Source organism: Collinsella aerofaciens, assembly GCF_005845035.1.
In the GTDB taxonomy this organism is placed as follows: Bacteria; Actinomycetota; Coriobacteriia; order Coriobacteriales; family Coriobacteriaceae; genus Collinsella; species Collinsella aerofaciens_I.
In genome coordinates, this window is sequence record NZ_SPFO01000005.1 from 65193 (window position 1) to 85893 (window position 20701).

Annotated in this window: 18 protein-coding genes and 1 tRNA gene; 7 read left to right on the top strand and 12 right to left on the bottom strand. The window is 57.9% G+C overall.

The window, feature by feature from the left end:
* The first annotated feature begins 30 nt into the window (after positions 1–30).
* Positions 31–1470 (top strand): 6-phospho-beta-galactosidase, encoded by a 1440-nt coding sequence (gene lacG / locus FGQ67_RS03795; protein WP_138340173.1) that lies wholly within the window; start codon positions 31–33, stop codon positions 1468–1470.
* A 109-nt stretch (positions 1471–1579) separates the two neighbouring features.
* On the opposite strand, the gene FGQ67_RS03800 is transcribed toward lacG (FGQ67_RS03795), so the two are convergent.
* Positions 1580–2581 carry a LacI family DNA-binding transcriptional regulator gene (locus FGQ67_RS03800; protein WP_171025186.1) on the bottom strand — a complete coding sequence of 334 codons (1002 nt, stop codon included), beginning with the start codon at positions 2579–2581 and terminating at the stop codon, positions 1580–1582.
* A 285-nt stretch (positions 2582–2866) separates the two neighbouring features.
* Here FGQ67_RS03800 and FGQ67_RS03805 point away from each other — a divergent pair, with 285 nt between their 5' ends.
* The 3 genes from FGQ67_RS03805 (at position 2867) to FGQ67_RS03815 (ending at position 8119) form a co-directional block, all read left to right on the top strand.
* A complete protein-coding gene (locus tag FGQ67_RS03805) occupies positions 2867–4624 on the top strand; it encodes a PTS lactose transporter subunit IIBC (protein WP_138340178.1) in 1758 nt (585 codons plus the stop codon).
* A gap of 76 nt (positions 4625–4700) precedes the next feature.
* A complete protein-coding gene (gene lacG, locus FGQ67_RS03810) occupies positions 4701–6122 on the top strand; it encodes a 6-phospho-beta-galactosidase (protein ID WP_212746003.1) in 1422 nt (473 codons plus the stop codon).
* Positions 6123–6862: 740 nt separating this feature from the next.
* Positions 6863–8119 (top strand): ATP-binding protein, encoded by a 1257-nt coding sequence (locus FGQ67_RS03815; RefSeq protein WP_138340180.1) that lies wholly within the window; start codon positions 6863–6865, stop codon positions 8117–8119.
* On the opposite strand, the gene FGQ67_RS03820 is transcribed toward FGQ67_RS03815, so the two are convergent.
* Positions 8120–8884, bottom strand: coding sequence for a DeoR/GlpR family DNA-binding transcription regulator (locus FGQ67_RS03820; protein ID WP_249934376.1), 765 nt, complete (start codon positions 8882–8884; stop codon positions 8120–8122).
* Positions 8885–9088: 204 nt separating this feature from the next.
* Between FGQ67_RS03820 and FGQ67_RS03825 the strand changes: the two genes are divergently transcribed.
* Positions 9089–10141, top strand: a complete 1053-nt coding sequence (locus FGQ67_RS03825; protein ID WP_138340183.1) for an aldose epimerase family protein — start codon at positions 9089–9091, stop codon at positions 10139–10141.
* A 325-nt stretch (positions 10142–10466) separates the two neighbouring features.
* On the opposite strand, the gene FGQ67_RS03830 is transcribed toward FGQ67_RS03825, so the two are convergent.
* Positions 10467–10949: a PTS sugar transporter subunit IIB gene (locus FGQ67_RS03830; RefSeq protein WP_138340186.1), complete on the bottom strand. Its 483-nt coding sequence runs from the start codon at positions 10947–10949 to the stop codon at positions 10467–10469.
* 157 nt (positions 10950–11106) lie between these two features.
* On the opposite strand from FGQ67_RS03830, the gene FGQ67_RS03835 reads away from it, so the two are divergent.
* Positions 11107–11182, top strand: a tRNA-Thr gene (locus FGQ67_RS03835).
* A gap of 196 nt (positions 11183–11378) precedes the next feature.
* Here the strand turns inward: FGQ67_RS03835 and FGQ67_RS03840 are convergent.
* The 3 genes from FGQ67_RS03840 to FGQ67_RS03855 form a co-directional block, all read right to left on the bottom strand.
* Positions 11379–11852 (bottom strand): NanQ anomerase/TabA/YiaL family protein, encoded by a 474-nt coding sequence (locus FGQ67_RS03840; protein ID WP_117654927.1) that lies wholly within the window; start codon positions 11850–11852, stop codon positions 11379–11381.
* A 197-nt stretch (positions 11853–12049) separates the two neighbouring features.
* Complete coding sequence (locus FGQ67_RS03850) at positions 12050–12985, bottom strand: hexose kinase (RefSeq protein ID WP_138340188.1); 936 nt, start codon at positions 12983–12985, stop codon at positions 12050–12052.
* Between the two features lie 59 nt (positions 12986–13044).
* Positions 13045–13926 carry an aldose 1-epimerase family protein gene (locus tag FGQ67_RS03855; RefSeq protein ID WP_138340191.1) on the bottom strand — a complete coding sequence of 294 codons (882 nt, stop codon included), beginning with the start codon at positions 13924–13926 and terminating at the stop codon, positions 13045–13047.
* A gap of 158 nt (positions 13927–14084) precedes the next feature.
* On the opposite strand from FGQ67_RS03855, the gene FGQ67_RS03860 reads away from it, so the two are divergent.
* Positions 14085–14669 (top strand): NADPH-dependent FMN reductase family protein, encoded by a 585-nt coding sequence (locus FGQ67_RS03860; protein ID WP_249934377.1) that lies wholly within the window; start codon positions 14085–14087, stop codon positions 14667–14669.
* A gap of 75 nt (positions 14670–14744) precedes the next feature.
* Here the strand turns inward: FGQ67_RS03860 and nagA are convergent, their stop codons facing one another.
* The 6 genes from nagA to agaV all read right to left on the bottom strand — a co-directional run bounded on the left by nagA (position 14745) and on the right by agaV (position 20674).
* A complete protein-coding gene (gene nagA / locus FGQ67_RS03865) occupies positions 14745–15914 on the bottom strand; it encodes an N-acetylglucosamine-6-phosphate deacetylase (RefSeq protein ID WP_138340194.1) in 1170 nt (389 codons plus the stop codon).
* A 117-nt stretch (positions 15915–16031) separates the two neighbouring features.
* Positions 16032–17198, bottom strand: a complete 1167-nt coding sequence (locus FGQ67_RS03870; RefSeq protein WP_138340197.1) for an AgaS family sugar isomerase — start codon at positions 17196–17198, stop codon at positions 16032–16034.
* Between the two features lie 114 nt (positions 17199–17312).
* Positions 17313–18044, bottom strand: coding sequence for a GntR family transcriptional regulator (locus FGQ67_RS03875; RefSeq protein ID WP_138340200.1), 732 nt, complete (start codon positions 18042–18044; stop codon positions 17313–17315).
* Between the two features lie 184 nt (positions 18045–18228).
* On the bottom strand, positions 18229–19311 hold the full coding sequence (locus FGQ67_RS03880) for a PTS system mannose/fructose/sorbose family transporter subunit IID (protein ID WP_022094609.1): 1083 nt from the start codon (positions 19309–19311) through the stop codon (positions 18229–18231).
* On the bottom strand, positions 19301–20101 hold the full coding sequence (locus tag FGQ67_RS03885; RefSeq protein WP_138340202.1) for a PTS mannose/fructose/sorbose/N-acetylgalactosamine transporter subunit IIC: 801 nt from the start codon (positions 20099–20101) through the stop codon (positions 19301–19303). The genes FGQ67_RS03880 and FGQ67_RS03885 overlap by 11 nt, the downstream gene beginning before the upstream one ends.
* A 90-nt stretch (positions 20102–20191) precedes the next feature.
* On the bottom strand, positions 20192–20674 hold the full coding sequence (gene agaV / locus FGQ67_RS03890) for a PTS N-acetylgalactosamine transporter subunit IIB (RefSeq protein WP_117640370.1): 483 nt from the start codon (positions 20672–20674) through the stop codon (positions 20192–20194).
* Positions 20675–20701 lie beyond the last annotated feature (27 nt).

A 20701-nucleotide genomic window follows, 5' to 3' on the forward strand; every position in this document is an offset into this window, starting at 1 on the left:
TGGCCCTTCGATTTAGACGATTGGATCATCATGTCCGTTAACCCTGCTAGCGTCACCAACCCGCCTGCGCAGTTTCCCGAGGACTTTGTCTTTGGCGGCGCCACCGCTGCCTACCAGGTAGAGGGCGAGACCCGCACCCACGGTAAGGGCAAGGTTGCCTGGGACGACTTCCTGGAGGCCCAGGGCCGTTTCTCCCCCGATCCCGCTTCCGACTTCTACAACCAGTACCCCGTCGACTTGGAGCTGTGCGAGGAGTTCGGTATCAACGGCATCCGTCTCTCCATTGCCTGGAGCCGCATCTTCCCCAACGGCACCGGCGAAATCAACCCCGAGGGTGTGCAGTTCTACCACGACCTCTTCGCCGAGTGCCATAAGCACCACGTTGAGCCGTTCGTCACGCTGCATCACTTCGATACGCCGCTGCCCCTCTTTGAGAAGGGCGACTTCCTCAACCGCGAGACCATCGACGCCTTTGTGGACTTTGCTACCTTCTGCTTTAAGGAGTACGCCGACCAGGTGACCTATTGGTTCACCTTTAACGAGATCTGGGCGGACGCCTCCAACACCTACATCGAGGGCACCTTCCCCGGTGGCGTCAAGGCGCATCTGGCCGAAGCCTTCCAGTGCGAGCACAACATGATGCTCGCCCACGCCAAGGCCGTGCTGGCCTTCCACAACGGCGGTTTTAAGGGCAAGATCGGCGTCATCCAGTCGCTGGAGTTTAAGTACCCGCTCAACGAGAACGACCCCGCCGACATCAAAGCCGCTAATAACGAGCACGTGTTGCAGAACCAGTTCTTGCTCGACGTCACTTTCCGCGGCGACTACGCGCCTGACACCTTGGAGTGCGCCAACCGCCTGGCTGCCGTCTCGGGCGGCACCATCGAGATTCTGGACGAGGACCTCGAGATTATGCGCGAGGCCGCGCTCTACAACGACTACCTGGGCGTTAACAACTATCAGTGCCGTTTTTTGAAGGCTTACGATGGCGAGAACGACCTGCACCACAACGGTACGGGCGAGAAGGGCACCGGCCGCTGGCGCGTTAAGGGTATTGGCGAGCATGTGAACAAGCCTGGCATCCCCACCACCGACTGGGACTGGATCATCTATCCCGAGGGCCTGTTCGATCTGCTCGTCTACATTAAGCAGCGCTACCCCAACTATAAGCAGATCTTCATTACAGAAAACGGCATGGGCTACAAGGACCCCTACAAGGACGGTTTTGTGGACGACCAGCCGCGCATCGACTACATCGAGCAGCACCTGCGCTGGTTGCTCAAGGCCATGGAGGTCGGCGTCAACGTGGGAGGCTACTTCCTGTGGAGCCTGCAGGACCAGTTCTCCTGGACCAACGGCTACAACAAGCGCTACGGTTTCTTCTACGTAGACTTTGAGACCCAGAAGCGCACGCCCAAGGCAAGCGCATACTGGTATAAGCACGTAGCCGAGACCCGTCGTCTGGACTAGCGGCTCGCGGGGCTGCCCCGCTCACATAACCTGCTCCCCATTTCTCAGCCGGGGGCGGCACGTCACACGACGCGCCGCCCCCGGCTTTTTTGGTTTTGGGTGGGCTGATTTATGCCCGCAAGTCTCGCACGCTCAAGCGCTCGACCAACACGCCCGAGACGAGCGTACGGCTCCTGGAGCTCGGAGCCTCCAAACCTGCGACGACCTCATTGAGCGCACGGATGCCCAGCTCGCGGTGGCGAAACTTCACCGACGTCAGAATCGAGTTGGGGATCGTCTTGTAGAGCTCGTCGTCGAAGCCAATCACGGACACGTCGTCGGGCACGCTCAGTCCTTTGTCATGCAGGGCCATCATCACGCCGTTTGCCATGCAGTCGTTAGCAGCGAGGACCGCCGTGCAATCGGGCTTATCGGCAAGCACAAGGCCTGCGGCATAGCCACTATCCGCATTCCAATCGCCCTGCAGCGGGTCGGGCGGCTCAATGCCACGCGCCTCGAGCGCCGCGCGCCAGCCTTTCATACGGCACTGGCTCGACAGCGATTCTTCTTTACCGGCAACGAAGTAGACGTTCTTGTGACCATGATCCAAGAAGTACTCGCACGCCATGCGCGCACCACCCTCTTGGTCGTCACTGACGGTGGAGCAGGTAGGATGCTCCATCGGTGTGATGATTACGGTCTTGAGGTCCTTTGGCGCCTCGAACGTATCGAAGTCGTCGACCATCTGGCGCAAGTTGAAGATCATGCCATCGACAGGCAGCTGTGACATCCTGCGCGCCGCATCGGCAAGGGTCATCTTCTCCCCTGCCCGCTTCTTGATCATCGTGAGCGCAAACCCGCGCTCTTCGGCGGCATCGGCGATACCGTCGATCATGTCCACGGCACCGCCTGACAAGTGAAACAACACCACGCCAATGCACCCGTAACGGCCCAACTTGAGCGAGCGCGCGGCAAAGTTAGTTCGAAACCCAAGCGCTTCCATGGCCGCATGGACTTTATCGCGCGTCGATTCGCGCACGCTATCGGGCTCGTTGATCACACGAGACACCGTCTTGAGGGAGACACCTGCGGCAACCGCTACATCGTTCATTGAGACGTTTTTCTTGTCCATCGTTGCCACTGCTTCTCCCGTCGGTTTCGTATCGCTTGTTTTTTTGCGTTCTAGCATACACTACCTGCTCAATTCTCGAATCAACCGTTTACCGGACAATATCGACCGCTCACGCGTAAATCCTTGTTGCTCTTCCAAAAATGTCTTACGTTGTCATTAACGAAATGACAACGTTGTCATTTCGTAACGCCTTCCTTACGCAGGAAGGTTTCCGGGCAGTCCTGACCATCCATCGACGACCAGTTCCATCCACATGCATCGCGCATCAAGTAGCAAAGGAGCTCTATGGACGCCATCGTAAAGATGCTCGAAAAGCATCAACCGTTCTTTGAGAAGATCTCGAGGAACATCTATCTCCAGGCCATCAAGGACGGATTCCTTGGGTGCATGCCCATTGTCCTCACCTCTTCGATCTTCCTGCTCATCGCCACGCTCCCCGGCGTCGTTGGCGTCACGCTTCCCCAGCCGCTCATCGACTGGTGCAACAAGCTGTACAACTTCACCATGGGCGTCATGGGCATCATGGTTGCCGGCACCACCGCCAAGAACTTCACGGCTTCCATGAACCGTCGGATGCCCGCCGGCAAGGTGCTCAACGACGGCTCCACCATGGTTGCCGCCCAGTGCAGCATGCTTTTGCTCGCCGTTACGCAGTTCACCACCAAGCTCGACGGCTCCGAGCTTTCGGTCTTCGATTGCACCAGCATGGGCACGCGCGGGCTGTTCTCGGCCTATATCGCTGCGTTCATTACCGTGTGGGTCTACAAGTTCTGCGTCTCGCGCGATCTGACCATTAAGCTGCCCAAGGAGGTCCCAGGTGCCATCGCTCAGAACTTCCGCGACATCATCCCCTTCGGCGGTGCTGTCATCATCTGCGGCATCATCGATGTGGTTGTGCGCAACCTCATGGGCGTTCCGTTCTCCGAGCTGCTCATCAAGCTGCTCTCTCCGCTCTTCACCGCAGCAGAGACCTACCCTGGCCTCATCCTTATCCAGGCTGCCACCGCGTTCTTCTGGTTTATCGGCGTCCACGGCCCCTCGATTGTCCAGCCGGGCATCGACCCCATCCGTCTTGCCAACCAGGCCGAGAACCTGCAGGTTCTGCTGGCCGGTGGCCACCCTGCCCACTCCCTCACCTTTAACATGTCGCTCGTGGGTGAGTTCGGCGGCACCGGCGCCACGTTCATCGTGCCGCTTCTGCTGATTCTCTTTATGAAGTCCAAGCAGCTCAAAGCCGTCGGTAAGGCCTCGATTGTTCCTGTTGCCTTCGCTGTCAACGAGCCGCTGCTCTTTGGCGCGCCCATGATCCTCAACCCCTACATGCTCATCCCCTTTGTTGCCGCCGGCTGCGTCAACGTGAGTGTTGCCAAGTTCTTTATCGATAACGTGGGCATGAACGGCTTCTCCTTCGTGGTGCCTTGGGCCACCCCCGCCCCCATCGGTATCTTCATCACCACGAACTTCCAGCTTATTGCCCTGGTATTTGTCGCGATCATCATCTTGCTGGACGCCGTCATCTACCTGCCGTTCTTGAAGGCATACGATAAGCTCCTCTGCGACCAGGAGGCCGAGCGCGCCGCCGAGCTGGGTCTCGAGTCCGATGGTGCTGCCACCATCGCTGCCAGCACCCCTGCGCCCGTCATCGAGCCGACCGCCGCTGCCGTCGACAGCGAGCCTGTCGCCGATCAGCCCGAGCCCGCCGCCGACGCATCCGCCAAGAAGGATGTCGACGGTCTGAAGGTCCTCGTCCTGTGCGCCGGCGCTGGCACCTCCGCCATGCTCGCCAACGCCATTAAGGAAGGCGCCGCACAGACCGGCGAGAACATCGCCTCCTCTGCAGGCGCCTATGGCCAGCACACTGCCATCATGGACCAGTACGACGTCATCGTGCTCGCTCCGCAGGTTCGCAGCTACTACAACGACATGAAGGCCGACACCGACCGTCTGGGTATTAAGCTGCTCGCCCCGCGCGGTAAGGAATATATCGACCTTACCCGTGACCCCGCTGGCGCCATCAAGTGGCTCCGCGAGAACCTCGACTAGTTACCTCCCTCTGTTGGTGCCCGAATCCCCAGTTCGGGCACCTCTCCCTATTCGTATCCCACAGAAAGGATGACTCATGACCAATCCCATGAAGTTCCCCGACGGCTTTGTGTTTGGCGGCGCCACCGCCGCTTACCAGGTTGAGGGCGAGACCCGCACGCACGGCAAGGGCAAAGTGCCCTGGGACGATTTCCTGGCTGCTCAGGGTCGCTTCTCCCCCGACCCCGCAAGCGATTTCTACAACAAGTATCCGGTCGATATCGACCTGTGCCAGCGCTTCGGCATCAACGGCATCCGCGTCTCCATCGCTTGGAGCCGCATCTTCCCCAACGGCACTGGTGAGATTAACCCCGAGGGCGTTGCCTTCTATCACGAGCTCTTTGCCACCTGCAACAAAGCCGGCGTTATCCCCTATGTCACGCTCGATCACTTTGACACTCCCGAGGCCTTCTACCAGGACGGTGGCGAGGGCTTCCTGACGCGCACGACGATCGACGCCTTTGTCGAGTACGCCAAGTTCTGCTTTGCCGAGTTCACCGAGGTCAAGCACTGGTTTACCTTTAACGAGATTCCCGCGACCGCCGAGGGCAGCTTTATCGTCGGCAACTGGCCGCACGGCGAGAAGTATCGCCTGGACAAGGCCTTCCAGCTCATGCACAACATGATGGTGGCCCATGCCAAGGCCGTCGTCGCCTTCCACGAGGGCGGCTTTGAGGGCGAGATCGGCATTGTCCAGAACCTGGAGCCCAAGTATCCCCTCGATCCCAACAGTGTTGCCGACTGCGAGGCCGCCCGCATGGCCGACGTCATCAACAACCGCTGGGTACTCGACGCCACCTTTCGCGGCCACTATGCAGCCGACACCATGGAGGCTGCGACCAAGCTGGCCCATATCGCCGGCGGCGAGCTCGATGTTCGCGACGAGGACATCGCCGCGCTGACCGCCGCGCTCCCCTACAACGATTGCCTGGGCGTCAACACCTACAAGTGCCAGTTCCTGCGTGCCGCCGAGGGCGAAAACGACATCAACCACAATGGCACTGGCGACAAGGGCTCCTCGCGCTGGTTCCTCAAGGGCGTGGGCGAGTCATGCGTGCGCAAAGGCGTACCCACCACCGACTGGGACTGGATCATCTATCCCGAGGGCCTGTACGACCTGCTGCTCCGCATTAAGAACGATTACCCCAACTATAAGAAGATCTACATCACCGAGAACGGCATGGGCTATAAGGACGACTTTGAGGACGGCTTTATCGACGACGCCCCTCGCATCGACTACATGCGCCAGCATCTCGCGTGGATCCTCAAGGCAATCGACGGCGGCGTGAACGTCGACGGCTACTTTGTGTGGTCGCTGCAGGACCAGTTCTCCTGGACCAACGGCTACAACAAGCGCTACGGTCTGTTCTACATCGACTTCGAGACCCAGAAGCGCTATCCCAAGGCGAGCGCGTACTGGTACAAGAACGTCTCGGAGACCGGCCTGCTCATGGCCTAGTTTCCGCCGCATACCCCCTGTCGGCCGCATGCGAATCCCCCACGGGTTCGCATGCGGCCTTTTTTGTTTTTTGGTGAGCCCGAGCGGATCATTCGTCTCGATCTGCAACATCTAGCCGAGTATTTCGGCCCTAGTTGTTACAAATCGAGACAAACAGAACGCCCGAGCAGAAATATCTAAATCTGTAACACGTAGCCCACTTTCGACCGTCTACCTGTTACAGATCAAGACAAACGCACAGGTCAATCCGCTCAATCTCGATCTGTAACATCTAGCCGAGCTTTTCGGTCCCAGTTGTTACAGATTGAGACAAACGGAATCGGCCAGGCAGAAAATCTAAATCTGTAACATCTAACGAGCATTTGATCGCCTAGTTGTTACAGATCGAGACAATCAGATGGTCAAATCCTCACTTTCCAGGCAGCTACGAAGCGCTCCTCTTTCTTAATTATTATCGGCATCACGAACACACTTCGGTATCTTTTAATGCCAAAATGATACCGAAAGCGTGTTCGAGAATACGGATAATTCCATGCGTTAGCCCAATCAAGCCCCAGGCTTACAAACTCCGTTATTGTTCAGAATGCCAATGCATTCGCGTTTGCGCGTCATTTCGCGTCACTTTGACGCGCATAATGACACGCAAATTTTTTCGTGTCATAATTTTGACGCGTAAAATGACGTGTAAAATTTTTACGTGTTATTTTTCACGTCAAATTGAAGCGAAACGGAGCATCACAATGCAAGAATCCAAAGATCTTGAATTCAAGGAATGCGTCACCAATTCGTTCCTTAAAACCGTCTCCGCTTATGCAAATGGCACGGGAGGACGCGTTCTATTTGGAATTAACGACGACGGAGAAGCCGTTGGCCTCGATGACCCCAAGCAGACCTGCCTGGATATCGAAAACAAGATTAACGATTCGATCATCCCCCAGCCCGATTACTCCCTAAAGATCGACGAGCCCGATGCAACCGTGGAGCTTACGGTCTTTCCCGGCAGATCGAAGCCTTACCTATACCGCTCGAAGGCATACAAGCGCAATGACACCGCGACCATTCCAGTTGATACCCTAGGCCTTTCGCGTCTTGTACTCGAGGGTCAAAACCTCTCCTTTGAGCAGCTCCCGGCAAACAAACAAGATTTATCTTTCACCGTTTTAGAGAATCGTCTAACAGCAAAACTTTCGCTTCAGTCATTCACAACCGATACTCTCAAAACCCTTGGCCTGCTTGATGAAACCGGAACCTACAACAACGCGGCAGAACTGCTCGCGGACGAGAATGGCTTCCCGGGTATCGACATCGCAGTGTTTGGTGAAACTATCAACCTCATTAAGCAGCGCAAGACTCTTGAACATGCATCCGTTCTAGCGGAAATTGACGGAGCCCTTGAGCTTTTCGAAGCCCAGTACTGCTACGAAGAGATCCAGGGGATGGAGCGGATCCGCAAGGAGCTCATTCCGCTCGAAGCATTCCGCGAGGCCATTACCAATGCAGTCGTTCATAGGACTTGGGATGCGCCCGCACACATCCGCATCTCGATGTTCGACGACCGTGTGGAAGTCGCTTCGCCCGGCGGCTTGCCGGCAAGCATGACCGTCGATGAATATCTGTCCGACATGCTATCCGTTAGACGCAATCGTATTCTTGCCGAAGTCTTTTTGCGCCTGGGTCTTATCGAAGCCTTTGGAACGGGCATCATGCGAATTCGCGATACCTATAAGGACAGCGTCAGAAAGCCCCGGTTTCAAGTTTCGGATAACGCCATTGTGGTAACACTTCCCCTACTCATGGATAACCCGGGGCTCAAAGGCGACGAACTTATCGTATTCGGACTGCTGAGCGGAGTACACCCTCAATCGACAAGCGAGCTTGCGGCCAAAGTCACCTTTAGTCGCTCGAAGCTTCTTCGCATCCTCAAAAAACTCGTTGAGACAGGCCTGGCGACAGTTGAAGGCACCGGCAGAGGGCAGAAGTATCGCCTGCTACGCTAGTTAGCAAATGACCTGCGTGTGTTCCTCGATGGCTGCGCGATCCTCGGCGGCAATACCCGGCTCGCACACCACGGCGTCCAAATTGTCCAGACGACAGAAGGTGTAGAAGTCGCGCTTGCCGATCTTGCTGGAGTCGGCGATCAGATAGCGCGAGTCGGCCTTGCTAAAGGCGAGCTGCTGGATGCGGCCTTCATCCATGTTGGACGTGGACACGTCGCCATCCAGAATGCCGTTGGCGCCGATAAACGCCGCATCGATGCCCAGTGCACGCAGGGTATCCTCGGCTGTTGGTCCCACAAAAGCGGCAGTGCGGCGGCGATACATGCCGCCCACCAGGCACAGCTCGCAATCCTCGCGCGCCTCGAGCAGGCTAAAAACCGAAAGGGAATTAGTCACGATGCGCAGGCGACACGCCGGCAGCATCGAGGCCATCTGCTCAACCGTGGTGCCCGTACCCAAAAAGATAGTCGAGCCCTCCTCAATAAGCTCCACGGCACGGCGCGCGATCTGCAGCTTTTCCTCGGCGTGCTTGGTGCGCTTTTCGCTATGAGAGTACTCGTGACGCAGCATGGCATGGGGACGGCTCTGCGCGCTGCGAGCGCCGCCGTGAACGCGCTCGATCTCGCCCAGGCTCGCGAGTTCCTCCAGATCGCGGCGGATCGTCATGTCCGAGACGCCCAGGGCGTCCGAGATCTCTTTAACCGAGACCGTTCCCTGCTCCTCGAGCAGCTGGCGAACCTTATCCTGTCGCTCTGCCTTAATCACGATGAGTCCTCGCTGTTCCGCGCATACGTCAATTCAAACAATAATGAACAAATTATATCAGACTTGCGCGGACCAAAAATGAGCCTTCAACTGCGCCTTCATTACTTTTTTTGAGAAAAATACTCCCTGCTTTAGTGGGGTGTAGTGATAATCTTGCCTGTTCGCGCTACAGTTTGTCCGAAATACCTCGATGTTAGGAACCAAATGATCACTTCCGAGCTTTTCGGCACCGCGCCGTGCGGCACCCCCGTTCATCGTTACACCCTCAACGGGCCCGAGATCTGCGTTCGCATTATGGACTATGGCGCCACCGTGCTTGGCATCGATGTGCCCGACATTCCCGGCAATGTGCGCGATGTGGTGCTGGGCTTCGATAAGCTCGAGGATTACTTTGACAACCCCGCCTGCTTTGGCGCGACCATCGGCCCCGTGGCAAACCGCACCGCGGGCGCCACGATCACCATCGACGGCACGGACTGGCATATGCCGGCCAACGAGGGCGTCAACAACCTGCACAGCGATCTTGAGCACGGTCTGCATAAACGCGTGTGGGACGTTGAGCTCGACGAGACTCACAACGCCGTGCGCATGACCACCTCGCTTGAGGATGGCGAGCTGGATCTTCCCGGCAACCGCACCTTTACAGCCGTGTTTACCGTGACGCGCACCGGCGTCTTTCGTATCGAGTATGGCTGCGAGAGCGACCGCGCCACCTACGTGTCCATGACCAACCACACGTACTTTAACCTTGCCGGCCATAACGCCGGCATGGACTGCGAACATTTCTTTGTCGCCAACGCCGCCCACTACCTGCCCATCAACGAGCAGAACATTCCCACCGGCGAGATTGCTCCGGTCGAGGGCACGCCGTTTGACTTCCGTGAGCTGCGCCCCGTCGCTCCCGGCATGGAAGCCGACGACCCGCAGATTAAGCAGGCACGTGGCTACGACCACTGCCTGTGCATCGATGGCTATCAGTACGGCCGCAACCTGCGTCGCGCCCTGCATGTCGAGGAGATGTGGACCGGCCGCGAGCTGGACTACTACACCACCGCCCCGGGCGTGCAGCTCTACACCGGCAACTGGCTTGGCGACGAGCACGCCAAGGACGACGCCAACTATGGTTGGGGCGCCGGCTTTGCCCTCGAAGCCGAGATGTACCCCGACACGCCGCACCAGCCGCTGTTCCCGCAGGGCATCGTGGGCCCGGGTCACCCCTATAGCAATGTAATCGAGTACCACTTTATGAGGCACTAAGCCCACAATGCGACATATCGCACAGCAACGCCCGCCGACACCACCGCCGGTGGGCGTTTTTCATCTTTTGGGTTCATTTTCGCTGTGACTGTATGAGTGACATATCAAAACTATGCCCATTTACTACGTTTAGCTCGGGATGCCCGACCATGCACCGGTTTTTGCTAAATTCGCGAGCCGCCTACCTGCGGTTTTGTTTTTCTCAAATTCGACATGCTCGGCGATAGCCGATCAAACGTAGTAAATGGGCATAGTTTTTGATAGGCGGTATCGCGCGCATCCCTCGCAAGGGCAAAATGATCCGTTTTCCTCCGTCCCCAAGGGATCAGTTGAACAAATTGTCGATGGGGTCGGGATTGGAGCTGGGAAGGTAGCGGATTTCTAGCTCTATGCCGAGTTCTTGCAGCTCTTTGAAGGCAGCGATATCTGCGTCGTCTACGGCGACTGCGGGCGTTATGGGGTACTTGCCCTCCCCTGCCTGCATATGGCCAATGTTGATCTTGGTGATCGGCACACCACCCTTAACCAGCGCGAGCGCATCGACGGGTGAGTCTACCATGATCAGAATCCATTGACGCGGCGTTGCGGTATGAATGATGTCGATGGTCCTTTGCACCGAGAAAAACCGCGTCCAAACGCCTTCCGGCGCCGCCACCCTCATGGGTGCCCATTGGCGCGAATCCGCCGCGATCTCATCGTTGACGATTAAAACAAGGTTGGAACCCACGGCTTCGTTCCACAGCTCAACGTCTTGCCCGTAAATGAAACGGTCATCGATACGCGTGAGAAGGATCTTGGGTTGAGCCATGGCTGCCCCATTCTGTTTGAGACCCATACGAGCGGGACATCACGTCTCCAATATTAGTGCATTTAAAGTGAGAAAAGCCGTCAGAACACTTGCGCGGATGTGCGATGTCCCGTATCATAGACAGCCGTTGACGCCTCAGTTGCGTCACCACATGGCCGCCAGCGTAGCTCAGTTGGTAGAGCACCGCTCTCGTAAAGCGGGGGTCACCGGTTCGAGCCCGGTCGCTGGCTCCATTGCACAAGATAGCCGCCTTCGGGCGGCTTTTTTGTTGCCGATTTCTGGCGAACATCCGCCAATCCAAGCACAACGCTGCCTATAACTCCCCTACTCAACAACAAGCCCCGCCAACCTCAATCCCCAAAGGAATCGCGATCGGCGGGGCTCAAACGCGCTCCCCAAGGGGAACCACGCTAGCTCACGAGCAGCGCGTTACTCCTCCCAGTAAGCGTCTGCAAGCAGCTTAAAGCAGATCTTCTTGACCGGCTGTGCGCCATCGCCCGGGAACTCGAGCGTGGGCATATGCGGCTCACCGGCAACGAACAGTGCAAACTTGTCGTCAGCAAGATCGCCGGCGATCGAAGCGTCGGAATCGACCAGGTCGTAGTCGTCCTTCTCGTCAAACTCCTGGACCAGCGTCAGGCTGCCCGTGGCGACCTTAAAGGCCTCGCGACCCTCGACGTCGATCTGCAGGTCGTGATAGCGCTGATGCGTCTCGTAGTGGGCCTCGGCCTCGGGACGCGTCGTGGGAGCCATGACGTTCGCAAAGACCTTATCGCCCAGAATCGGATGGCTGCCGACCTCGAGCTGCGCCGGGTCGTTCTCCTCGAGCCAGTCGATCAGCACGTCGAGGCCCTTGAGCATTCCGCGGTACTCCTCGATATCGCCCAATGCACCGTAAATCATCTAAATCCCCTCTCGGATCGTTTCTTTGGCAGCTACTCGGTAAACGCATTACCGACGCTGTTGCCACCCACATACGTCTCGACCAGGGTAAGGTCGGGATTGAACACGACAACGTCGGCGTCGCGCCCCGGCATAATGCTACCGCACTTGTCGTCAACATGAGCTAGCAAGCGATGCCGGGGCCGTCGCCCAAACTCTTACAGCTCAGTCACGACAACGCCGTTGTAGACCTCGTCCCAACGATCCATGACCAGATGGCCGGTCATGGGATCCATGGCGTTGAGCTTGCCGCAGGTGTTGGCGGTACGCAGCACCGTCTCGTCATCCGCACCAGCAGCAATCGCATGTGCGAAGCCGGCAATGGTCGAATCGCCAGAGCCCGTAGCGTTAACGGCGGGGATATCGGGGGTCTTGGCGCGGAACGCACGGCCGTTATGGAAGCCAACTGAGCCGGCAGCGCCCATGGATACGACGACCCAGGGGATATCGGAGAAGCGGGCGTCAGAGGCGAGCGCGGAACGGAGCTCGTCCACATCGTCGGTGGTAAAGCTCGTGCCCAGAAGGCCGTTAATTTCGGTCAGGTTAGGCTTAACCAGCTCGGGCTTGACCTCGGACTTGAGCGCAGCCTCAAGCGAGGCACCCGAGGTATCGAGCAGCACCTTGGCGCCGGCGTTCTCGGCAATGCCCGTGATCTTGGCATAGTAGTCCGCCTCGACGCCGCGGGGCAGCGAACCCGAGATGGTAACGACATCGGCCTTGCTCGCAAGCTCGGTAAACTTGGCAGTAAAGGCATCGAGCTCCTCGGGGGCAATTGTCGGGCCGCTCTCGAGCAGCTCGGTCTGGTTGCCGGCGTGGAGGATGTTGAGGCAAATGCGAGTCTCGCCCTTGATGGGCACAAAGTCGTTGTTAATGCCGTTGGCGTCCATGAGCTCAGCCATGTAGGCGCCCATGTGGCCGCCGAGCAGACCGGTTGCCACAACGTCGTCACCCAGCTGACCCAGCACACGGGCCACGTTGAGGCCCTTGCCGCCGGCGGTCTTTTCGGGCGTCACACGGTTGACGTCGTCGATAACGAGCTCATCGAGCTGATAGCGCGTATCGACAGACGGGTTCATCGTAACGGTGAGGATCATTTTTAGCTCCTTATCTCGCAGGCTCCTTGTGCCTCGCGATACGAGTCGACAAAACGGAATTACAGAATCTCAATCGTGAACGAGCGAACGATGGTCTCCTTGGGCTTGGCGACAAGGCAGCCGCGCTTATGCTCAAGTACGTCGTCCTCATCGGAGCAGGTCGAGAGGCCGCCCCAAGGTTCAACTGCCACAAAATCGCCCTCGGGCTTGCTCCACACAATGAGATATGGGAAGCCCTCAAAGCTCAGGCGGACGCCCTTGTCCTCGCCCTTTTTGGAAAGCGTGACCTGACGGCTCTCGAGCACGTCAAAGATGGTCTCCGCAAAATCGAAGAGCTCGTGCGACAGGGGCAGCGTCTTTCCCACCATGGGGTTCTTGGAGCGGTTTGCGACGTCAATCAATCCAGTCGAGGGAACGGCGGTGCAGAGCTCCGCAGCCTCGTCTTTCTCAAAGCGCAGCTCGTAGTCCGTATAGGCCTCGCCCTCATCGAGCGGACACCTAAAGCCGGGATGACCGCCGATAAAGAACGGCATGTCCTCGGTTCCCTCGTTGGTCACCTCATAGGAGACGCGCACGGCGGTATCCTCGAGCGTATAACGGGCGACAAGCTTAAACGGATACGGATAATCGCTCAGCAGCGCGGCGTTATCCTCGGAAGCCAGGCACATCGCCAGCTCGTTCTCGCCTTGGCTCAGCAGCTTCCACTCCTGCTTGCGCGCAAACCCGTGGCGAGCGAGCTTTACATGATGCCCGGCAAACGTCATGGCGTTGCCATCGCGCAGGCCTCCGCAAATCGGGAAGCAGATCGGCGCCTGGCCGGACCACACTGCGGGATCACCCTGCCACAAATACTCGCGACCGTCGGCCTCAATCGAGGTAAACGAGCCGCCGGCCGTAGACACCTTAATAGAAATCGAATCGTTGGAGAGAGCGTATTCCATTGCCCATCCTTTCGAACAACTGCTTTTTTTGCTCGCAAGAACCCGTCTCGGCCCTGACCAAAGGACAAACCCGCACGTTCATCGATGCGTCCGGTATCCCAGCCATGCAACGGGGTACCATACAGACATTGATGCAATTACAGCTGAAAGGCCTTCTTATGCGAACCATCATCCTCTACGCCTCGCGCCATCACGGCAATACGAAAAAGCTCGTGGACGCCATCGTCGAGGCACACCCCGAGATCGATACCCTCGACGTCAAGGCGCTCGGCAAAAACGAGTATCCCAACCTGCACGAATATCATCTGATCGGTGTCGCCACGGGCATCTATTACTCCGAGATCGACAAGGACATGGCACGCGTGCTCACTAACGTGCTGCAACCGCAGGACAAGGTGTTTGGCCTTATGACCTACGGTGGCAAAAACAAGTGGTACGGCAAGGATATCGATGGCATCTGCCGCATGAAGCAGGCCATCTTTATGGGTGTCTACGGCTGCCCCGGCTTTGATACGTGGGGGCCGTTCAAACTCACCGGCGGTGTCCAAAAGGGACACCCGACCGCCGAGGAAATTAAGGGCGCCGTCGACTTCTTCGACAAGATCGAAAACGAGTATGGCGACATCATCGTGGAAGAGTACGCCAAGCGCGAGAAGCGTCTAGCCTACGAAAAGGAGCATCCTGCAGGAGGCCTGGTGGCCGGCGTTAAGCGCACGGCAAAGAAGATCGCTAACAAGCTGTAACTGTTAAGGTGCTTTTGAGCGTTTAACCCATACGGCGGGTCCGAGCAGATTCGGGCCCGCCGTCTTTTTCTATCGTTACTCGGTAAAGGCGTTGCCGACGCTTTGGCCGCCAACATACGTCTCGACGAGGGTGAGCTCATGGTCGAACACGACAAAGTCGGCGTCGCGACCCGGCATGATGCTGCCGCACTTATCCTCGATGTGCGCGGAGCGTGCCGGCACCTCGGTTGCCATGCGAATGGCGATATCGGCGCTGGCGATGCCCCAGTCGACGATGTTCTTGACGCCCTGGGCAAGCGTGAGCACCGAGCCGGCAATGCTCTTGCCGTCAGCGAGCCAGCACAGGTTGTCCTTCATGATGACGTCCATGCCACCACTGGTGTAGCTGCCCTCGGGCATGCCGCCGCAACCCAGGCAGTCGGTGATGAGCACCGTGTGCTGCCAGCCCTTTGCCTGCAGCAGTGCCTTGATGGCGGCAGGGTTTACGTGCTTGCCGTCACAGATGATCTCGGCGTAGGTCTCGGGCGTGGACATGGCAGCACCCACGACACCGGGCTCACGGTGATGCAGCCCGCGCTGGCCGTTATAGGTATGCGTAAAGCAGCTGGCACCGGCGTTGATGGCGGCGATGCACTCATCGTAGGTGGCGTCGGAGTGACCGATGCTGGTCACCACACCCTTGGCGTTCAGAGCAGCCGCATAAGCAGCGGAACCGTCGCGCTCGGCCGCCATGGCGCTCTTAACGATGCGACCACCCGCAGCCTCCTGCCACTGATCGAAGACCTCCTCGGAGGGGTCGATAAGATAAGCGGGGTTCTGCGCGCCCACGTGCTTCATGGTAAAGAAGGGGCCCTCCAGGTAGATGCCCTGAATGCGAGCACCGCAGAAGTCGGGGCCGCGACCCTCGTCCGCCTTGGCGATAGCGGCGCAGGCGTCCTTGATCTGCTCAACGCCATCGGTGAACGTCGTGGGCAGCCAGCTGGTGGTACCGCGACGGGCGAGCTCGGTCGAGCTGATATCGATGCCCTCGGGATCGTTATCGGTAGTTGAGTGGTTGTAGAAGCCATGGATGTGAGTATCGACCATACCCGGTGCGATCCACGATCCCGTGTAGTCCTTAATCTCGCAAGAGGGCTCGTCGGCCTGCCAGGCGCCAAAGACGCCATCCTCGACCATAAGATAGCCGCCCAGTTGCGGGCCTGCCGGCAAGAAGAACTTGTCAGCCTTAATTGCGTACGTGCTCATATGCACTCCTTGCTTCTAAAGCAGTTGACTGTGGTGATGCTTATACCCAGCTCACGTAAAACAAAAAGCGCCCGCCCGCCGTTATGAGCGGACGGGCGCCCTTACAGGGGGACGCGATTAAGCGGTGAAGGGGTGAATCGTCACGCCCTTAACCACGCGGTTGACCGTGCCGGTGGGGCTCGGCGTATCGGGCGTGTTGCCCACGCGCACGGAGTTGAGCAGGCTGATAGCCTGGGCAAACATCACGAACGGCAGAGCAAGGTAACCCTCGGGAAGTGCCTCGTAGCCCTTAAAGGTGAAGGACTCACCCTCATAGACGGTGGCACCTTCCTGCTGAACGGCGATGGTGTGCTGAGCGATCTCGTCGCCACCGATCTCGTTGAGGATGTCGATGTCGTACTGACGGGTGTAGGCGTCGTTGTTGACGAACACGAAGACGAGCGTCTTATCGTCGACGAAGGACTTAGGTCCGTGACGATAGCCCATGGAGGTGTCGTAGGAAGTAGCGACCAGACCGTGAGCGAGCTCGAGGATCTTGAGCTGGCTCTCCTGAGCAAGGCCACCGAAGGAGCCAGAACCCAAGTAGGTCACGCGGTTGAAGTCGCCAGCCAGGTAATCGGCGATCTCGGGCTCACGGGAGATGACCTCCTCGCTCATCTTGGCGATGGTCTCGACCCACTCGGCCTTCTGCTCGTCAGAGGCAGTGTCGAAAATAAGGGTGGAGAGCAGGGTCATGCAGGAATAAGAACCGGTCATGGCGAAGCCCTTGTCGTTGGCGCGCGGAATGAGCAGCGTCAGCGCATTGGGATCATCGGCAGACTCGACGGCAAGCTTGCCCTCGGGAGCGCAGGTGATGTTGAGGAACTTGACGTTGTGGACGAGCTCCTTGGCAACGGCAACGGCGGCAAGGCTCTCGGGGCTGTTGCCAGAGCGGGCAAAGGAAACCACGAGCGTGGGATCCTCGGCGCGCAGGAAGTCGCGCGGAGCGCTCACGATGTCGGTCGTGGCGATGGGCTTAAAGTCGTAGAGATCAGTGTTGCCAGCGTGACGCAGGTACGGGGCGCAGGTATCGCCAACGTAGTCGGACGTACCGGCACCGGTGAAGACAACGGACAGACGGCCCTCGCCCATAGCGCGAGCCTCGGCCAGGAAGGCCTCGATGGCCTCCTTGTTCTCGCGATAGATGTTGAGCGTATCACGCCAAAGCTCGGGCTGCTGAGCAATCTCGGCCGTGGTGATCTGGGCGCCGAGCTCGGTGAGCTCCTCGACACTCTTCTCGAACATTTCTAATACCTCTCTCTAGAAGTAATCCTCTGACGTGCAATTATACACTTCAGTTGGTTATCTGGTAGTAACCAGTTAAATGCAAAGAATCATCATATGGATACGATGCGAACACTAGTCGCTACGCTGGTGGTAAACCTTGTATTTAAACTGATCGGCACGAGCAACCGAGAGTGTATACTCCACAACCTCGTTTGACTCGTTATACGTAGTCCTGACCAAATCGAGCACAGGCGAGCCCTCGACAATTCCCAAAAGGTGAGCGTCGGTGGGACGGGCTATGCTCGCATAGAACTCCTCCTCGGCCACGCGTATCTTTTGCTGAAAGTCTTGCTCAATCACATCGTAAAGCGGCTTACGCTCCAGTAGCGGTCGCTTTAGGGACAGAAATTGACGAACCGGTAGATAGCTGCGTTCGACCATCATGGGCATGTTGTCGGCGGAACGAAGGCGCTTGAGCTTAAAGATACGGTCGCCGATACGGCATCCCATATGCTCGGCCAGATTCTTATCGGCCTCCATCTCACAAAACTCGAGAATCGTGGTCTCGGGGTCGCGACCCATCGCGCGCATCTGCTCGGTAAAGCTGTAGGACTGCATAAGATTGGTTGCCTTTGCCGAACGGTCGGTCACAAAGGTACCGCGACCGTGCTGCCGAACCACCAATCCTAAACGCTCCAGTTCCTGCAGAGCCAGGCGTACCGTAGTGCGCGAGAGACCATAGCGCTCCGATAGTTCGCGCTCGGAAGGAATCATGTCACCGGCGCGATATTCATGGTCGATCTTTTCGGTCAGAATATCGACCAGCTGATCGTACAGCGGTTGCTTACGCGCTCCGATCGCCATCCTATCCTCCCATTTTCTCAAACTCGGCTACTACCTTGGGTGTTTAGCATTATCTGTCTGCCACACCCAAATCAACAAGAAAACAAAAGCCGCGCGCTCTTTCGAGCACGCGGCTTTTAACATACACATGGCTTAAGGGGTCGGGGTGTGAGCCGCGTAGGGACACACCCCTCAAGCTAGAGCCTTACCAGATGCTCGGCCAGAGACCAAGCGGGCCAGCGCCCAGGATGCCGAGGACGAAGAGCAGCAGAATGCCCTTGGTCGGGGTCCAGCTGTGCTTAGCGAACATGTAGTAAAGCAGCAGCGTAAGCATAAGCGGGACGAGCTTCGGGACGATGGTGTTGAGGGTGTCGGCAACAGAGAAGTTGACCGGATCCTCGGTAACGGTGCCGTAGGTCACGGACTCCATGCCGTTGCCCAGATCGGTGACGCCGCACTCGACAGCGTTGCCGTCGGCATCGGAAGCGGTGAGGGCGTTGCCGTCCTCATCGGTCATGGCGATGGTACCGGCCTCAGCGGTCTCGGTATCGATGCCCTCCATACCGGTGAAGTTCTCGGCCTCCTTCTCGGAGACGATCACGGTAGTGGCGGAGAGGCCACGGGTGGTGCCGTTGGGGATCTGGAGGTTGATCTGGGTGCCACCCATGGTGACGACCAGGCAACCGACGACGAAGACGCCCATGATGGAAGCGGCACGCGTGAAGGCCTGCATGTTGGCAGTCAGAGCGTCAATAGCGCTGGTGCCAAGCTTGTAGGACCAGTTCATGAGCCAGAAGCGCAGAGCGAACTGGACGACGTTGAAGATCACCAGGAAGATGATCGGTGCAGCGGCGTTGCCGTTGATGGCCATGTTGGAGGTGATGCCGGCCGTGATAGGCACGAGCGTCAGCCAGAACAGGGCGTCACCGATACCACCGAGCGGGCCCATTGCGGCGACGCGGACGGCGCGGATCGTGGGGATGTCAACCTTGTTCTGCTCGAGCGAAAGCACGATGCCCATAACAAAGGTGACGAGGAACGGGTGAGTGTTGAAGAACTCCAGGTTGTGGCTCATGGAAGCCGCGAGGTCGTTCTTGTTGGTGTGGATCTTCTCCAGACCGGGGATGATGGAGTAGAGCCAGCCAGCGGCCTGCATACGCTCGTAGTTGAACGAGGCCTGCAGGAAGCAGGAGCGCCAAGCCATCTTGTTGAGGGTCTTCTGGTCGAGCTGCGGAGCAGGAGTGAGATCCTCGTAGTGCTCCGGGATCACATACTCATTAGATGCCATCTTCGAAGTCACCTCCGTCAGAAACAGCTGCACCCTTCAGCTCGGTCTGCTGCTGGAAGTCCCAGAAAGCGATGCCGAAGCCGATGAGAGCGAGGATGAGCAGAGCAGGGGTTGCCAGAGAATCGTTGGCAACGGTGATGAGCGCGAGGCCAAAGCCCATGAAGAAGAAGCCCCACATATCGCGGTTCATCATAACCTTGAGCAGGACGGCGAAGCCGACGAAGCGCATCATGCCGCCTGCAGCGGAGAGACCGGTCTGCAGCCAAGTCGGGATGGCGGAAGCGATGGTCTGACCGATGGTGGCGCCAGCGATGAAGAACAGGGTGACGACGACGGCGAAGATCAGGCCGAGCAGAGCCATGGCGAAGTAGTTCAGACGCTCGATACCCTTGGTGTCAGCGTTGTGAGCCATGTTGTCCGCGGAGGACATGAGCGGCGACATAAGCGTGAAGACCAGGGTAACGCCGAGCTGACCAAGCAGAGCGAACGGAATGGCAAGGCCGACTGCCGCGTTGGGCTCGAGGCCCGTGGCGATAGCGAGAATGGCTGCCATGATGCCGCCGATAACAGCGTTAGGCGGCTGAGCACCTCCGATCGGCATGTTGCCGATCGTCATGAGCTGATAAGTACCACCCACGAGAAGACCGGTGTTGAGGTCGCCAAGGATAAGACCGATGACGGCGCCGGTGACGATGGGCTGATAGAGAGACTCGAGGAAGTTAAACTGGTCGATTGCCGCGACGAACGTGACGATGAAGACCAGAGCGACCTGGAAGATCGTGTATTCCATCTTGCTCCTCCTTTCAAAATGTATGTACGCACTTTGGATATCACGTACAGAATGTCAGGGTTTCACTCCTGACAACGTGGATCACGAGGATTACGAGAAGAGCTTGCTCGTGTCCTCAACAGGCGTGCTCGGAACGCGCCTGATCTCCAACTCCACCCCCAATTCCTGCAGCTCTTTAAACGCAGCGACATCCTCGTCGTTAACTGCGACGGAGGTGGCGACTTGGCGCTTTCCTTCCGACATGTGCATGTTGCCGATGTTTACCTTCTTTATAGGCACACCGCCCTTGACGAGCGTAAGCACGTCTTCCGGTGTTTCGGCCACGATGAAGATCTTCTGGCGCGGGCTCGCCTTGCCGATGACGTCGATGGTCTTCTGCAGGGAGAAGAAACGCGTAGCGACGCCGGTGGGAGCGGCCATCTTCATGAGGTTCTGGCGCATGGTGTTGGTCGACACGTCGTCGTTGGCGACGAGGATGAGGTTGGAGCCCAGAGTGGAGTTCCACTGGGTGGCAACCTGACCATGAACCAGTCGGTTATCGATGCGGGTAAGAAGAATGTTGGGTTCTGCCATGTTGATCAGCTTCCTTTCGTTATTTGC

Coding starts and splice junctions, on each gene's coding strand:
- lacG (WP_138340173.1), top strand. CDS start 31: ATGTCCGTTAACCCTGCTAGCGTCACCAACCCGCCTGCGCAGTTTCCC.
- FGQ67_RS03800 (WP_171025186.1), bottom strand. CDS start 2,581: ATGGACAAGAAAAACGTCTCAATGAACGATGTAGCGGTTGCCGCAGGT.
- FGQ67_RS03805 (WP_138340178.1), top strand. CDS start 2,867: ATGGACGCCATCGTAAAGATGCTCGAAAAGCATCAACCGTTCTTTGAG.
- lacG (WP_212746003.1), top strand. CDS start 4,701: ATGACCAATCCCATGAAGTTCCCCGACGGCTTTGTGTTTGGCGGCGCC.
- FGQ67_RS03815 (WP_138340180.1), top strand. CDS start 6,863: ATGCAAGAATCCAAAGATCTTGAATTCAAGGAATGCGTCACCAATTCG.
- FGQ67_RS03825 (WP_138340183.1), top strand. CDS start 9,089: ATGATCACTTCCGAGCTTTTCGGCACCGCGCCGTGCGGCACCCCCGTT.
- FGQ67_RS03830 (WP_138340186.1), bottom strand. CDS start 10,949: ATGGCTCAACCCAAGATCCTTCTCACGCGTATCGATGACCGTTTCATT.
- FGQ67_RS03840 (WP_117654927.1), bottom strand. CDS start 11,852: ATGATTTACGGTGCATTGGGCGATATCGAGGAGTACCGCGGAATGCTC.
- FGQ67_RS03850 (WP_138340188.1), bottom strand. CDS start 12,985: ATGATCCTCACCGTTACGATGAACCCGTCTGTCGATACGCGCTATCAG.
- FGQ67_RS03855 (WP_138340191.1), bottom strand. CDS start 13,926: ATGGAATACGCTCTCTCCAACGATTCGATTTCTATTAAGGTGTCTACG.
- FGQ67_RS03860 (WP_249934377.1), top strand. CDS start 14,085: ATGCGAACCATCATCCTCTACGCCTCGCGCCATCACGGCAATACGAAA.
- nagA (WP_138340194.1), bottom strand. CDS start 15,914: ATGAGCACGTACGCAATTAAGGCTGACAAGTTCTTCTTGCCGGCAGGC.
- FGQ67_RS03870 (WP_138340197.1), bottom strand. CDS start 17,198: ATGTTCGAGAAGAGTGTCGAGGAGCTCACCGAGCTCGGCGCCCAGATC.
- FGQ67_RS03875 (WP_138340200.1), bottom strand. CDS start 18,044: ATGGCGATCGGAGCGCGTAAGCAACCGCTGTACGATCAGCTGGTCGAT.
- FGQ67_RS03880 (WP_022094609.1), bottom strand. CDS start 19,311: ATGGCATCTAATGAGTATGTGATCCCGGAGCACTACGAGGATCTCACT.
- FGQ67_RS03885 (WP_138340202.1), bottom strand. CDS start 20,101: ATGGAATACACGATCTTCCAGGTCGCTCTGGTCTTCATCGTCACGTTC.
- agaV (WP_117640370.1), bottom strand. CDS start 20,674: ATGGCAGAACCCAACATTCTTCTTACCCGCATCGATAACCGACTGGTT.